The organism is Paraburkholderia sp. SOS3, from assembly GCF_001922345.1.
Classification (GTDB): Bacteria; Pseudomonadota; Gammaproteobacteria; order Burkholderiales; family Burkholderiaceae; genus Paraburkholderia.
The window spans coordinates 2,771,888-2,787,069 of sequence record NZ_CP018812.1; the positions used below are offsets into that span (position 1 = coordinate 2,771,888).

The 15,182-nt window shown below is 63.7% G+C and carries 11 protein-coding genes; 4 read left to right on the top strand and 7 right to left on the bottom strand.

All coding sequences use genetic code 11. From position 1 onward, the window contains the following. Positions 1-84 precede the first annotated feature (84 nt). Complete coding sequence (locus tag BTO02_RS32350) at positions 85-345, top strand: DUF4148 domain-containing protein (protein ID WP_075161031.1); 261 nt, start codon at positions 85-87, stop codon at positions 343-345. Between the two features lie 251 nt (positions 346-596). On the opposite strand, the gene BTO02_RS32355 is transcribed toward BTO02_RS32350, so the two are convergent. The 7 genes from BTO02_RS32355 to BTO02_RS32385 form a co-directional block, all read right to left on the bottom strand. After that, a complete protein-coding gene (locus BTO02_RS32355) occupies positions 597-1,712 on the bottom strand; it encodes a purine-nucleoside phosphorylase (protein WP_075161032.1) in 1,116 nt (371 codons plus the stop codon). A 128-nt stretch (positions 1,713-1,840) separates the two neighbouring features. Then, the gene (locus tag BTO02_RS32360; protein WP_075161033.1) at positions 1,841-2,746 is read right to left on the bottom strand and encodes a cation diffusion facilitator family transporter; all 906 of its coding nucleotides are present in this window, start codon (positions 2,744-2,746) and stop codon (positions 1,841-1,843) included. Between the two features lie 89 nt (positions 2,747-2,835). Next, positions 2,836-3,900 carry a selenide, water dikinase SelD gene (gene selD / locus BTO02_RS32365; RefSeq protein ID WP_075161034.1) on the bottom strand — a complete coding sequence of 355 codons (1,065 nt, stop codon included), beginning with the start codon at positions 3,898-3,900 and terminating at the stop codon, positions 2,836-2,838. An 85-nt stretch (positions 3,901-3,985) separates the two neighbouring features. Beyond that, positions 3,986-8,836, bottom strand: a complete 4,851-nt coding sequence (locus tag BTO02_RS32370; protein WP_075161604.1) for an NAD-glutamate dehydrogenase — start codon at positions 8,834-8,836, stop codon at positions 3,986-3,988. A 166-nt stretch (positions 8,837-9,002) separates the two neighbouring features. Continuing rightward, the gene (locus BTO02_RS32375) at positions 9,003-10,181 is read right to left on the bottom strand and encodes a hypothetical protein (RefSeq protein ID WP_156884048.1); all 1,179 of its coding nucleotides are present in this window, start codon (positions 10,179-10,181) and stop codon (positions 9,003-9,005) included. Between the two features lie 169 nt (positions 10,182-10,350). Continuing rightward, entirely contained in the window at positions 10,351-11,097 is a 747-nt protein-coding gene (locus tag BTO02_RS32380; protein WP_075161036.1) for an alpha/beta fold hydrolase, read from the bottom strand. Continuing rightward, positions 11,094-12,131: a M14 family zinc carboxypeptidase gene (locus BTO02_RS32385; protein ID WP_075161037.1), complete on the bottom strand. Its 1,038-nt coding sequence runs from the start codon at positions 12,129-12,131 to the stop codon at positions 11,094-11,096. Before BTO02_RS32385 ends, BTO02_RS32380 begins: the two co-directional genes overlap by 4 nt. Before the next feature lie 301 nt (positions 12,132-12,432). Between BTO02_RS32385 and phnC the strand changes: the two genes are divergently transcribed. From phnC to phnE, 3 genes are all read left to right on the top strand, one after another. After that, positions 12,433-13,278, top strand: a complete 846-nt coding sequence (phnC, locus tag BTO02_RS32390; protein ID WP_075161038.1) for a phosphonate ABC transporter ATP-binding protein — start codon at positions 12,433-12,435, stop codon at positions 13,276-13,278. Between the two features lie 71 nt (positions 13,279-13,349). Beyond that, the gene (gene phnD / locus BTO02_RS32395) at positions 13,350-14,327 is read left to right on the top strand and encodes a phosphonate ABC transporter substrate-binding protein (protein WP_075161039.1); all 978 of its coding nucleotides are present in this window, start codon (positions 13,350-13,352) and stop codon (positions 14,325-14,327) included. Further along, positions 14,327-15,160, top strand: a complete 834-nt coding sequence (gene phnE / locus BTO02_RS32400; RefSeq protein WP_075161040.1) for a phosphonate ABC transporter, permease protein PhnE — start codon at positions 14,327-14,329, stop codon at positions 15,158-15,160. The genes phnD and phnE overlap by 1 nt, the downstream gene beginning before the upstream one ends. Positions 15,161-15,182: the final 22 nt, after the last annotated feature.

Here is a 15,182-nt window from a genome sequence, read left to right on the forward strand (position 1 = left end):
TTTATCGCACGCGCCTGTGCGCCTAATCTTCACCCTGTCGCAGCGCTATACCTTGGCGCCGCAAACGAATCACAGGAGTGAATCATGAAGCGCAGCCTTTTCGCAGTTCTCGCTCTCACGGTATTGGCCAGCACGTCGGCGTTCGCACAAGGCGGCGGCGGAATCGGCCGTGCCGGCACCTATCAGCAGCAATGGTGGTCGAACGGCAGCACCGTGACGCGCGCGCAGGTAAAGGCGGAAATCGCCGCGTCGCACGGCTATGCGATTCAGAACGCCGACGCGGGCAACGGTGCTCGCGTCGCCGATCAGAACGGCAACGGCGCGAATCGCGTGAGCGATCAGTAATCAGCCAATCCCTTGCGCCGCGTAGGGTGAAGCGAGCTTCGGTCTCGCGACGTTACACGCCGGCAAAGCGGATCTGTCGATAAGTGAATTGTTGAAAAGGAGCCAAACATGAGCCCGTCCGAACTCGACGATTGGTCGACGAACATTCCGGTGTGGACGCCGTATCGTTCCAATTGAAGCAACACAGTGTTCCGGCGCCGGTGTTTTGACAGGCTAACCGGCACGAAGATGACAGAGGGCGTGTCGATGCATTACTGCTTCGGCACGCCCTCGCGCCATTCGCTCCACTGTGTGACGATTGATTGCACGAGCGGATTGCCCGCGCGATAGAGGTTAGCGAGCGCGATATCTCCCCCGCCCTGCCCGTTCGTGTTCAGCAGATTATCGAGGCTCGAGACGCCGTTTGGCGGCCGATCGAAATCCGCACCGGTGCGCAATACGGCAACGCGCTGCAAATCGACGCGCCCCGCGCTCGCCGCGCGCTTGAGCGCTTCATAGGTCGCGTTATCTTCCTGCTGCGTCGTGCAGTAATTGCCCTTGCCGTCGGTGAGGATTCGGGTCCATTGGCGGGCACGTTCGCCCAACGCATTGCCGGACCACCACGTATCGCCGGACAGCGTATCGCACTGAACGACGCCCGGCGGCTGGTTCGCGGGCGCATAGTCGTACTTCGCGCGCGTGGCCTGCGCCTGCGAGGCGTCCGCGAGTTCGACGCCGCGCGATAGCGCAAGCGCCGCGTCGGTCAACCGATGGTTCAGCTCAAATACTTCGGTCCGATATTCGAGCGGCGGCTTGTCGGTCTGGTTTTTTGCGAAAATGCCGAGATAGCCGGTGGTCCAGTTCGGCGGCGCTTCGCGGCTATCGACTTCCCATTGAATATCGAAGTCGACGAGATAATTCGCCCATGCTGCGGAGCCGAGCGTGCCGCGCGCCGGGTCGATACCGGCCACACCTGCAATCAGGAAGTAAGTGTGCCGCAAGTCGAAGCGTGGAGAAAACGTCAGCGCCATCATCGATGCAGCAGCGTTCGCGTGACCCATGCCCGTCGTCATCACGCAGACGTCCGTTTCGTTGCAGCGGACGACCGGATAGTCGGACGACAGCCCCGGCACGCGAATCTCCCGCCACGGACCCAGTTTGTCGAGCCAGACCTTTCCTTCAGGGCCGAACATCGACACGATCATTACCTTCGGTGCGCGAACCTGCGCGGCCGCGCGCCGATGCGCCGCCGCATGCGGCCGGGTTTGCGTCTGCGCCTGGGTTTGCGTGTCTGCGCCAGCCGGCAGTGAGGCGGCACACGCCACTGCGGCAAATGCAATTGAAGCGACGCGGCGTGCAGTATCGATCGGGCGGCGGCGGATTTTCATCGAGCATCGTTCCTTTTATTTTTTTGCAACCGGATGTTGAAGCGCAAACAAGTATAGTGGCGCGTTCAACGTGTGCTCATTAAACTTGCGCGCCTGTCGCCACATTGCGAAGCGTCACATCCGGCGCATCAGGTTCGCGGCACATCCGGCTCGAAGAATACCCAGCGCACCTGCGGAAACTTATGCTGCAACTCCGCTTCGATCACATTAATCGCGTCGACCATCGCGCGTCCGCTGTCGTAGTCGATCATTTCCGCCTGAACCGCCACCACCACGTGCCGTCCCCATTGCAGCGTGATCAGATTGATGATGCTGCGAATCTCGCCGCGCGCGCGCAGATGCGCCTCGATCGCACGACGCACTTCGGGGCTCGCCGATTCGCCGATGATCATCGACTTCACTTCGCGCGCCACGAGCCACGCGATTATCATCAGCAGCAAGCCGACGCCGATCGAACCGAGCGCATCGAAGATCGGATTGCCGGTCAGCATAGTAAGCAGCACCGCAACGAAGGCGATCGCAAGACCCGCGAGTGCCGCAATGTCTTCGCCTGCGACCACGAGCAGTTCGGACTCGCGCGTTTCGCGAAACCAGCGCCACAGCGATTTATCCGGATTGGTCTTGCGGATTTCGCGCATTGCGCCTGTCAGCGACAGCGCCTCGAGCACGACCGACACACCCAATACCGTCAGCGCGACATACGCGTACGAGAGCGGCTCGTGCACGAGCACGCGGTGCACGCCCTCATAAACCGAAAACGCCCCTCCGACAAAGAACAGCAGCAACGCGACGATCAGCGAATAGAAGTAAATCGCGCGGCCTGCTCCTAGCGGATGCAGCGGGCTCGCGGGCCGGCGCGCCTGGCGCAGGCCGAACAGCAGCAATACCTGATTGCCGCAGTCGGCGCTCGAGTGAATCGCTTCGGCGAACATCGCGCCTGAGCCCGTGAAGGCCGCGGCCGCGAATTTGCAAATGGCGATGCCGATATTCGCGGCAAGCGCGTAAAAGATGGCTTTCGGCGATTCTTCCGTCATCGTCGGTATAAGAGATGTTATTGGACGTGTATGTCAAACGATATCAGCCAACTTCAATCGACTTCAAACAACCACTTCAAACGACCACTTCAAACGACTTCAATACCCGCCGCGCCACCCGTCATTTCGCCGATTACCGCGGCGCGCGCGAAGCCGTCGTCGCGGAAAATCGCGAGCACATCGTCGACCGTATCGGAAGCGCATGCAACGAGAAGGCCGCCCGACGTCTGCGGATCGGTCAGGAGCGTGCGCGCCGTCTCGGGCAAACTGCCGGCCAGTTGCACCTGCTCGCCGTACGACGCCCAGTTGCGGCCCGACGCGCCCGTGAACACACCGGCTGCGGCGAACGCGTCGACGCCGTCGAGCCATGGCAGGTCCGCGTAACGCACGCGTGCACCGAGCCCTGCGCCGCGCGCCATTTCGAGTGCGTGGCCGAGCAGGCCGAATCCCGTGACGTCCGTCAGCGCATGCACGCCCGGCAGCGCAGCAAGCGCGGTGCCCGGCCGGTTCAGCTTCGTGGTCGACTCGATCATCTGCGCGTAACCCGCGTCGCCGAGCTGGTTCTTCTTCAATGCCGCCGACAGCACGCCGACGCCGAGCGGTTTGCCGAGCACGAGCACGTCGCCGGCCTGCGCGGCCGCATTGCGTTTGACGCGCTGCGGGTGCACGACGCCAAGCGCGGCGAGTCCGTAGATCGGCTCGACCGAATCGATCGAATGGCCGCCCGCGACTGGAATACCGGCTTGCGCGCATATGTCTTCGCCACCGCGCAACACCGCGGCGATCACGTCGTGCGGCAGCACGTTGATCGGCATGCCGACAAGCGCGAGCGCAAGAATCGGCTTGCCGCCCATTGCGTAGACGTCCGACAGCGCGTTGGTCGCCGCGATACGGCCGAAGTCGTACGGATCGTCGACGATCGGCATAAAGAAATCGGTGGTCGCAATAATCGCCTGCTCGTCGTTGAGGCGATAAACGGCGGCATCGTCGGCGGTCTCGGTGCCGACGAGCAGATCGGGGAATGTCGGCAGCGGCATGCTGCGCCTGAGCAGATTCGACAGGACTGCCGGCGCGATCTTGCAGCCGCAGCCGCCGCCGTGCGACAGGCTCGTCAGACGAGGGACAGTAAGGTTAGGCGTAGCGGTTTCGGTCATGACGGGACGCAATGCGGTAGAGAAAACAACCGATATTATCGGCTGTCTGGTGGAAATTCGCGTCGACGACGACGCTCGACGGCATTCAGTGCCGCTCGAGCGCCGCCATCTCGCGTACCACGACGAGCAGCATCGACAGGCTTGCACCGCCCGCCGCGCGCAGATCGTTGAGCAACTGCGCGTAGCGCGCAAGCGCGGTTTCGCGCCGTGCACGCCACGCGTCGACAAGCGTGCCGGGATCGGTCATCTCCGATGCGTCCGCTGCCTGCGCCAGCGCACTCGTCGCCAGCTGGCGCTTCAACCGCGCCAGTTCGGCGAGCGCCGCGGCGCGCGCCATCACGTCCCAATGCGTCGGCGTCGGCAGCGCGGCGGCACGCTCGCCGATCCAGCGATAGTTCAGGTGCGTACCGAGCGCGAAATACACGCCCGCGACCTGTTCGAGACTGCGGCCGCTCGTCGCCGCGACTTCGGCGATGTCGAGCAGCGCCGCCGGAATTTCGCCGCTCGCCACACGCACGGCGAGATCGCTGTCCACGCCCGCATCGACGAGCACGCGCTGCCGCTCCGAAATGGCTTCGATATCGGCGGCCGGCAGCAGCGCCGGCAATTGCGGCGCGAGCCGTTGCGCCGCGTCGCGGCAGCGCGCGATCAGCGCCGCCGCGCCGCCATCGCGGAGTTCTCCCGTCTGCAGATGACGCAGGAACCACAGCGAGGCGCTTTCGAGCAGCCGCGTGATTTCGACGAACATGCGCGCCTGCACGTCGTCGGGCACGCGATTGTCGAGCGCGTCGATTCTGCGCCACACGTCGTCGAGATCGAAAACGCTGCGCGCCATCAGGCAGGCGCGCACGATATCGCCCGGTTGCGCGTCAGTTTCTTCCATCATGCGGTGCACGAACGCACAGCCGACGCGATTGACCAGCCCGTTCGTCAGATACGTCGCCAGAATCTCGCGACGCAGCGGGTGGCGATGCATCGGCTCGTCGAAGCGCTCGCGCAGCGGCTGCGGAAAGTACTCGGCGAGCATGCCGGCCACGAGCGCGTCTTCGGGCACATCGGATTCGAGCAGCGCATCGTAGAGCCACATCTTGCTGTACGCGAGCAGCACCGCGCGCTCCGGCGACGTGAGGCCCTGCTTCGCCGTATGCCGCTCGTTGATCTGGTCGTCGGTCGGCAGGAATTCGATCGCGCGGTTCAAACGGCCGATGCGTTCGAGATAGCGCATCAAACGCGTCTCCCCCTCGAGCATGTCCGCCGCGTAGCGGCCCGCGATCGACAGCGCCTGCGTCTGATAGTAATTGTCCTGCAACACGAGCAAACCGACTTCCTCGGTCATTTCCGCAAGCAATGCGTTGCGCTGCTTGCCGGTCATCTCGCCGTCCGCCACCACGAGACCGAGCAGGATCTTGATGTTCACTTCGTGATCCGAACAGTCGACGCCCGCTGAATTGTCGATTGCATCGGTATTCACGCGTCCGCCGCGTTGCGCGAACTCGATGCGGCCGTATTGCGTGAGCCCGAGATTGCCGCCTTCGGCCACCACCTTGCAGCGCAACTCGTTGCCATTTACACGCACCGCGTCGTTGGTGCGGTCGCCGACCTGAGCATGCGTTTCGTGGCTCGCTTTCACATAGGTGCCGATGCCGCCGTTGTAGAGCAGGTCGACGGGCGCCTGCAGAATCGCACGAATCAGTTCGTTCGGCGTCAGCGCGGTTGCGCTAATGCCGAGCACGCTTTGCATCGCAGCCGATATCGGCACCGTTTTAGCCGCGCGCGGAAACACACCGCCGCCCGCCGAGATCAGCGAGGGATCGTAGTCGGCCCAGCTCGAACGTTCGAGGCCGAACAGACGCTGCCGTTCGGCGAGGCTCGCCGCCGTATCGGGGTTTGGATCGAGAAACACATGACGATGATCGAACGCCGCGACGAGCCTGATATGCGGCGATAGCAGCATGCCGTTGCCGAACACGTCGCCCGACATATCGCCGATGCCGACCACGGTGAAATCGGTCGCCTGCGTATCGACGCCCATCTCTCGAAAGTGCCGCTTGACCGACTCCCACGCACCGCGCGCGGTGATCGCCATTTTCTTGTGGTCGTAGCCGACCGAGCCGCCCGATGCGAACGCATCGTCGAGCCAGAAGCCGTATTGCTGCGAGATCGCATTCGCGTAGTCGGAAAACGTCGCGGTGCCCTTGTCCGCGGCGACGACGAGATACGGATCGTCGGGATCGTGCCGCACGACGTCGGGCGGCGGCACGATCTCCGTACCCGAACGGTTATCGGTCAGATCGAGCAGGCCGCGCAAAAACGTCTGGTAGCACGCGACGCCTTCGCGCAGCCACGCTTCCCGATCACTCAGCGGCGGCGGATTCTTGACGACGAAGCCGCCCTTCGAGCCGACCGGCACGATCACGACGTTCTTCACCATCTGCGCTTTCATGAGCCCAAGCACCTCGGTGCGGAAATCCTCGCGGCGATCGGACCAGCGCAATCCGCCGCGCGCGACGCGCCCGCCGCGCAGATGCACGCCTTCCACCCGCGGCGAGTAAACCCAGATTTCGAACATCGGCTTCGGTTCGGGCAAACCGGGCACCCTGGCCGGATCGAATTTGAACGACAGATACGGCATCGGCTTGCCATGCGTGTCGCGATGGAAATAATTCGTGCGCACCGACGCGTTGATCACACCGAGGAACTGCCGCAGGATGCGGTCTTCGTCGAGATTGGGCACCTGGTCGAGCGCGCCTTCGATCACCTTCAGCAGCCGCTCGATGCGCGCCTCGCGGCCCGTGCCCGGCGACGGATCGAAGCGCGCGATAAACAGTTCCACGAGCACCCGCGCGATTGCCGGGTTGCCCGTCAATGCGCGCACGATATAAGCGTCGCTGAAGGTCGAACCGACCTGCCGCAAATACTTCGCATACGCACGCAGGATCGTGACTTCGCGCGCGGCCAGATGCGCGCTCAGCACGAGTCTGTTCAGATCGTCGCTTTCGATCGTGCCGCACCAGACCTGTTCGAATGCATCTTCGAACAGGTCTTTGACGCGCTCGATATCGAATTCGGTTTCGTCGGCAAGCTCGAGGCCGAAGTCGTGAATCCACGCGGGCTGCGCGTGCGGCGCTTCGATCAGATACGGGCGCTCCTCGTCGACGCGCACGCCCAGATGCTCGAGCATCGGCAGGCTGCGCGATAGCGCAATCGGTTCGCCCACGCGATACACCTTGAAACGGAAGGCACGCGGCGCCGATTCGATCGGCCGGTACAGGTTCATCGCAAGATGGCCGGTGGCCTGCACGCGTTCGATCAGTTCGATGTCGCGCACCGCCGTGCGCGCGGCGTAGTCGTCGCGATAGCCGGCCGGAAACGATTCGGCATAGTGCTGCAGCAGACGATTGCCCTGCTCTTCGCCGAACGTATCGAGCAGCGCATCGGCAAGATCGTCCTGCCAGCGGCGCGAGACCTGCACGAGCCGCGTTTCGAGCTCGCGCGTGTCGACATCGTGCATTGCGCCCGGCTCCGCGCGCACGACGAAATGAATCCTCGCAAGCGTCGACTCCGACAACAGCGGCGTGAACTCGACCGCTTTACCGTTGAACACCTCGAGCAGCAGTTTCGCAATGCGCCGGCGCAGATCGGTCGTGTACTTTTCGCGCGGCACGAACACGAGGCACGACACGAAGCGGTCGAAGCGGTCGCGCCGCACGAAAATGCGCGTGCGCTGATGTTCCTGCAAACGCAGGACTCCCATCGCAATGTCGTAAAGATCCTTTTCGTCCGCCTGGAACAGTTCGTCGCGCGGATAGGTTTCGAGCACCGTCACGAGCGATTTGCCGAGGTGGCCCTTCGGAAGAAAGCCCGCGCGCCGCACGATATTCGCTATTTTGCGCCGCACGATCGGGATGTCGGTGGCCGAACCGATGTAAGCGGTCGACGTGTAAAGCCCGATAAACCGCCGCTCGCCGGCGATCTTCCCGTCGCGCCCGACGAGCTTCACGCCGACATAGTCGAGATAACCGGGCCGGTGAACCGTCGCGCGCGAATTAGCTTTCGTCAGAAAGATCGGCAACGCGCCGCTGATGATTTCCGCGGCCGCGGGCGGCAACGGCGTGACGTCGGCCGTGGGTTCGTCGCGCAAGGCATCGCGCAGAATGCCGAGGCCGGTGCCCGGTACCGCACGCAGTCCGAAACCGCCGCCGTGCGAGACGAGTTCGTAGTCGCGCTGACCGAGAAACGTGAAGTGATCGGCGACCATCCATTCGAGAAATGCGCGCGCTTCGACGCCGTCCACGCTGGTTTCGCGTGCGGCGAGATCCTTGATCGTGCCGCGTGCGATGTCGGCGATGTTCTGCCAGTCTTCGACCGCCGCGCGCACGTCGCCGAGCACGCGCGCAATCGAGGCGCGCAATGCTTCGAGTTTCACCGCATCGCCGCAACGGTCCACCTCGAAATGAATAAACGACGCGAGTTGCGACTTCCCGTCGTCGGGCACCGAGCCGCCGACGGCGACGCGCTCGATATTGCCGTCCTTGCCGCGCCAGATCCGGAACACCGGGTGCACGACCGAGTGCAGCGAAAGCCCGAGGCCGTTGACAGCCATCGATACCGAATCGACGAGAAACGGCATGTCGTCATTGACGATCTCGAGCACCGTATGATCGGAATGCCAGCCGTGCTGTTCGAGAATCGGGTTGTACACGCGCAACCGTTCGCTGCCGGGCACGAAACGCTGCGCGGTTTGCCAATGCGCCATCGCGGCGCCATACAGGTCGGGAATATTGCGGCTTTGCAGTTCGTCGGCGTCGACGAAATCGTAGTAGTGCCGCAGGAAAGGTTCGACTATCGCAAAGGCCGGTTCGGGCAACCGGCCCCGCGCGAATTCGACGACATCGTTGAGCAGGTGCGCGATGGCTTCTTCGTTTTTCGCTTGCATGACGTCCTCCACGGCGGGTGGCGATCCACTGCATCGGCGATACATCGGCATTATGCACCCTGCCCGCGCCACCTCCGTGCGCGTCGCTGTGCCGCGAACAGCATGGCGAATCAGGCGAATTGGGGGCAATCGAGCCGTGCGCTCGAGCAGCGAACCAACCGGCAAATCAGGAGTGAGCGTCAGGTCGCGCCGGGCGGCTTGTCGAAGCCGTCGACGCGCCGCGCGACGGCACCGCGATGGGGGCCGCGTATGACACGGGCTTTGCTTCAGACGCAGCCAGTTGCGGCGACGCCGCTCGCGGAAATTCGGTTTGCCGAGGCGTCGCTGGTGCGGGCTTCGCGCGCGATGCCGGTGCTTGCGGCAGTGCCTCGGGCGATGCCTCCGATGCGCGCGCGTTTCGCAAATCGATCGCGGTTGCGATAGGCGGTCGTGCATCCGCTCGACGCACCGCAGGCGGCAAAATCAGTTGCACCGGCAACGCTGGCGTCACTGCCGCCGTCGCGTCCGCTGCATTCACATGCATCGACATGAACGGCCGCGCATGCACCAAAGGCCCGATCGTCTGGTGGACTTCGCAGGAAGGAAGCAATGGCGTGCGCCGCTCGCGATGCACGGGCACTGCCACGGGCGCTGCATATGAAACATGCCGGACTTGCGCCGCAGGCATGACCGGTTCGACATCCGCTTGCGCCGTACGAGCCGGCACCGCAACCGGCGCCGCATAGGAAACGGGCGGCTTGCGTACCGGCAGCGGAGCATCCGGCAGCGACGCCTGCCCCGCAGCGCGCTGCAATGCCGAGTCGCATGGCGGTGTCGGTACTTGCGGCACGGTTGCGTCGACTTCCACCGGCACGACAACGCGTTCATTACGCGCTTCATCGACCCGCGCCGCGTTCTCGAGCGGGGCCGGCCGCGCCGGCGTCGCGGCATCGGTATCGGCATCCGCGAGCGACATGGCGTTGCCGCGCGGCTTCCCCCAATCCGGTTCGTTCGCCTGCCCGTGGGCGAAGAACGTCGCTGCTGACGGTGTACTCATGGTCGCGACCGTGTCGGTATGCACTGGAACCGCAGTTGGCGCGGCGTACGAAACCGCTACGCTTTGCGCACTCGCCGCGTCGGTCATGCATTGTGCATCCGATTCTGCCGCATCGACAATCGGCAAATTTGCGAACCCACTCAGGCTTTCTTCAGGCGGCGGCGCGAGCGGCGCGTCGGCTGTGCCTGCGGATTCCGCGGTCGTCTCTTCGACCGCTTCCATGTGTTGCGCGTACGCGACCGCGAACGGCGCAACGCTCGTGCAAACGACCGTTGCAATTCGTGCAAGCTTGCAGGTCTGCGTCTTCATGATCGCCCCGGAAGGCACCAGGTCGGGCGTGGGCGCCACGACGAAATCAAGGCCCGTCGCGATGGATGCCGGTATAAAGCAGCGCGCCGGGCGTCGCGGCTATGCGCTGATATTTTCCGGCTTGCCTATCCGTTGCCTCTCGAGCCCTTTCGCCCGCAACACGACTGCGCTAGCGCAGAACGTCATGAATCTGCTCGACGATCCATGCCGGGTCATCGTGGGCAATGTCGTGGCCCGCCGTTGCGTGCTGACGATGCGGCGCACGCCATGCGGCCGCGACGCTCGCGGAGCACACGGCGCTGACGAGACCGTCCGCGGCCGAGGAAAGAAGCAGCGTGCGGCACGCGGGCGGCTGCGCCGCTGCGCGAAATGTCGACGCCGCCACGAGCTGGCGCAATGCGTTGATGCGGCTCACCGGCGCGCTGCTTCGAATCGCTGCCCACGCCTCGATATCGGCGGCGAGCGTGAGCCGGTTATTGCATGTCATCGCATGAATCGCGCTTTCGGCAGCACCCGCGTCGCGCCAATGCGCAGCGACGCGCATCAATGCCGGCCACGCTCGCGGGCGCAGCCGCTCGTGCGGCCGGTTGAACGGCCGCATGCTCGTGTTGACCAGCACGAGCGCTTCGATTTCATGCGGATGCCGCTGCGCCCAGTCCGTTGCGACCATTCCGCCGAGCGACATGGCGAGCACGCGATACGGGCCCGGCACGCCACGCTCGAATGCCACTTGCCGCACGAAGCCCACCATCTCCGCGACGCTGCGATACGAGCGCAACCGCGCGAATTCGCCGTTGCCGGGAAGATCGATCGGCAGCACGCGCGCGCCGCCGGCCACGTCGGCGAGGCGCCGCGGCAAGGTGCCCCAGTGCCGCGTTTCGCGCGTGAGCCCACGCAGCAGAATCCATGCGCTCATATGCGCCGTGGCCCGTACCAGAGGTCGAACGCATGTTGCAGCAGTTGCTGGCGCACGACGCCCTGCGGCAGCCAGCGCTGCGACGAATAGGCGGCGCGCGTCAGGAAATCGAGCAGATTCGCGTGACGCCGCAGCACCCGCTCCGTGCGATGCGCCTTGACCGGGTTGAACATGCCCTGCCTTGAAAAGATCTGCCGGGGGTTCTTCTTGATCCATAGCCACGAGCCGAGTTCGAGCGTCATCGGCAGAAAGATGCTCGACGGCGGGCGGCGATCGTAGGCGTAGTCCCACAGATCGCCGTGCAACAGATATTGATGGCTTTGCGGTTCGAACATATAGCCGTGGTGAGGATGCGCGCGCTCGAACATCGTCTTCAACGCGTACATCTCGGCGAGATGCGGCATCGCGCGGCGCGTGCGCGCATACGGAAACCAGATGCTGTCGCGCCACCCGTAGCCTGAATGGCAATCGAGCGCAAAGCTCAGCGGCCGCGGCGCGAGTTCATGCTCCACCACTTGCAGCAAGGCGAGTGCTTCGGCTTCCATCGGCGCGCCGCGCCGGCCGCGATACCACGGCAGCCAGGCACCGAGGCGCTGTCCGCCGGCGAGCCACGGCACGTGCTCGTCGGCATCCTGCGGGCCGTTGCGCATCAGGTCGACGCCGTTCGGATTCGCGCGCGTCGCGGCCCACATGCCGCCGGGGTTCACAATCGGCACGAAGATCAGCCGCACCGATTGCAACTGGCGCACGAGCAGTTCGTCCCATTCGAGCCGGCCAATCAGCGAACGCATGTAATCGAGCACGAGTTGCGAACCGATCCGTTCGAGCCCATGAATGCCGCCGAAAAACCCGATTGCGGGCGCAAGCGGATCCGTCGAGCCGATGCTCGCCGTCAAAACGCGAAATGTTCTGCCCCGCACCCGTGTCTCGCAGACGCTGCGAATCTCGAAGATCGCGCTGTTCGCTTCGAGTATGGCCTTCAGTTCTTCGTACTCCGCGAACGAATCGGGCAAAAAGCTGAGAACCTGTTGCATGGCGGCGCCGGTGGAAGGCTACGTTATTGGGGACGGCTCATGCATTGACCCCTTCAAATATAGCCTGTCCGACGCGCCATTAAATGACAGTGGCGCGACGCACGCACAGCGAACAAACAACAGTCACATAACTGACACATTACATGCGCGCGCCCGCATCCGGGCCGAAGTGCGCGACGAATTTACGCGCCGACACATATAGTCGTCTAGACGTTGGGACACCTTCACTCAACCGTCATAGTCGCTTCCTAGAATGTGGCCGAACGTTCCGGCAAACACCGGCGTCTTCGACAGGATATCTATGGAAGCCATCCGCATCGAACGTTTGAGCAAGACGTTCAACAACGGCCGCAAAGCGCTCGACGAAATCGATCTGCGTGTCGAGCCCGGTGAAATGGTGGCGCTGATCGGCGCTTCCGGTTCGGGCAAATCGACGTTGCTGCGGCATATTGCCGGCTTCACGGCCTCCGATGAGCAACCGTCGGAGATCCAGATTCTCGGCCGGCCGATTCAGCGCAACGGCCGCATCGTGCGCGAAGTGCGGCGCATCCGTCGCGACATCGGCTTCGTGTTCCAGCAGTTCAATCTCGTCAATCGCATTTCGGTCGAAACGAATGTGCTGGTCGGTGCGCTCGCGCGTCTGCCGTTGTGGCGGCGTTTGACGGGCGCCTTTCCGCACCACGAACGCGAGCTTGCGCTTGCGGCATTGCGCGAAGTCGGCATCGGCGACCATCTGCGCGAACGCGCGGGCAATCTTTCCGGCGGCCAGCAGCAGCGCGCGGCCATCGCGCGCGCACTCGTGCAGCAGGCGCGCATCATCCTCGCCGACGAACCGATCGCATCGCTCGACCCCGAATCGTCGCGCCGCGTGATGGACATGCTGCGCAAGCTCAATTCCGAACGTCAGCTGACCGTGCTCGTATCGCTGCATCAGGTGGATATCGCGATGCAGTACTGCCCGCGCACGGTTGCGCTGCGGCGCGGCAAGATCGTCTACGACGGCCCGTCGGCCAGTCTCACGCCGGCGCTGTTGCAACAGCTGTATGGCGACGACGCGCGCGAACTGCTCGATGAACATGCCGGCGACGACGCATCGCATGCGTCGCTGTCGTACCCGTTTGCGCTGGATCCGGCGCATTCCGCGTGATGCCGCGAAATGCGCATCGTACGATTATTCCAGGCTGTCTGAATCGACCAACCAACCGGGATTCCGAACCCATGAAATTCTTGCGCTCACTGATCGTCGGCGTAGCTGCATTCGCCTGCGTCGCCGCTCACGCCGAAGACCCGAAAGACCTCAGTTTCGGCATCATCTCGACGGATGCGTCGAGCACGCTGCGTCAACGCTGGCAGCCGCTCATCGACGATCTGAACAAGCAGACGGGTCTGCACGTTAAAGCGTTCTTCGCGACCGATTACGCGGGCATCATCGAAGGAATGCGCTTCAACAAGGTCCAGATCGGCTACTTCGGTAACGCGTCGGCCATGGAGGCGGTCGACCGCGCGAACGGCGAAGTTTTTGCGAAGACCGTCATGGCCGATGGATCGAGCGGCTACAAATCGCTGCTGATCACGAACGTCAACAGCCGCTTCAAGTCGATCGACGACGTGTTCAAGAATACGAAGGACGTGAACCTCGGCTGGGGCGATCCGAATTCGACGTCGGGCACGCTGATTCCGGGCTACGACCTGTTCGCGAAACGCGGAGTGACGGTAAACAGCGCGTCGTTCAAGACCGTGCTGCCGTCGAGCCACGAAGCGAACCTGCTGGCCGTGGTCAACGACAAGATCGACGTCGCGACGAACAACACGATGGAGCTCGACCGCCTGAAGACGCAGCATCCGGACAAGTTCGCGCAGGTGCGCGTGCTGTGGACCTCGCCGCTGATTCCGAGCGACCCGCTCGTGTGGCGCAAGGACCTGCCGCAAGATACGAAGGACAAGCTGCGCAAGTTCTTCGTCAACTACGCGAAGACCGATCCGCACGAGAAAGAGGTCATGAAGAACCTGACGATCTTCAGCGGCTTCGTTGCGTCGTCCGATGCGCAGCTGCTGCCGATCCGTCAGGTTGCGCTGTTCCAGCAGAAGCAGAAGCTCGAGGGCGACAAGAACCTTTCCGATGCGGACCGCAAGACTCAGGTGGCCGCAATCGATGCGAAGCTGGCCGCACTCAATAGCGAGGCACCGAAGCAATAATGAACACCGCCGACCTGACCTCCGCTCGCGGCGCGCGGCAGAAAGCGGCGGCCGCGGCAACCCACGCCGCGGCCGCCGGCAAGCGCAGCTGGGGCTCGACATTGAGCTGGATTGCGCTGATCGCGGTGCTCGGCGCGTCGTGGCACGCCGCGGACATGCGCCCGCTCGATCTGTTCGCCGATGCGGGCAACATGGGACAGTTCGCCAAGGACTTCTTCCCGCCCAACTTCGACGACTGGCACATCTACGTGCACGAAATGCTCGTCACGCTCGCGGTTGCCGTGTGGGGCACCGCGCTGTCGATCGTCTGCGCGATCCCGTGCGGGCTCATGTCGGCGCACAACATGGCGCCGGTATGGGTCGTGCAGCCGATGCGGCGCGTGATGGACGCGTGCCGTGCGATCAACGAGATGGTGTTTGCGATGCTGTTCATCGTCGCGGTCGGTCTCGGTCCGTTCGCGGGTGTGCTCGCATTGTGGGTGCATACGACCGGCGTGCTTGCGAAGCTCTTTGCGGAGGCCGTCGAAGCAATCGACCCGCGTCCCGCCGAAGGCGTGCGTGCGACGGGCGCGACGGGTCTCGACGAAATCATCTATGGCGTGCTGCCGCAGGTGTTGCCGCTGTGGATCTCGTACGCGCTGTACCGGTTCGAGTCGAATGTGCGCTCCGCGATGGTGGTCGGGATGGTCGGTGCAGGCGGGATCGGCGTCGTGCTGTACGAGTCGATCCGCTCGTTCGATTATGCGCAGACGTCGGCGGTGCTGATCATGGTCGTGGTGGTGGTGACGGCGATCGATCTGATTTCCGCGAAGTTGCGGGAGCGGGTGATTTAAACGCGTCGTGCGGAAGTCGCGC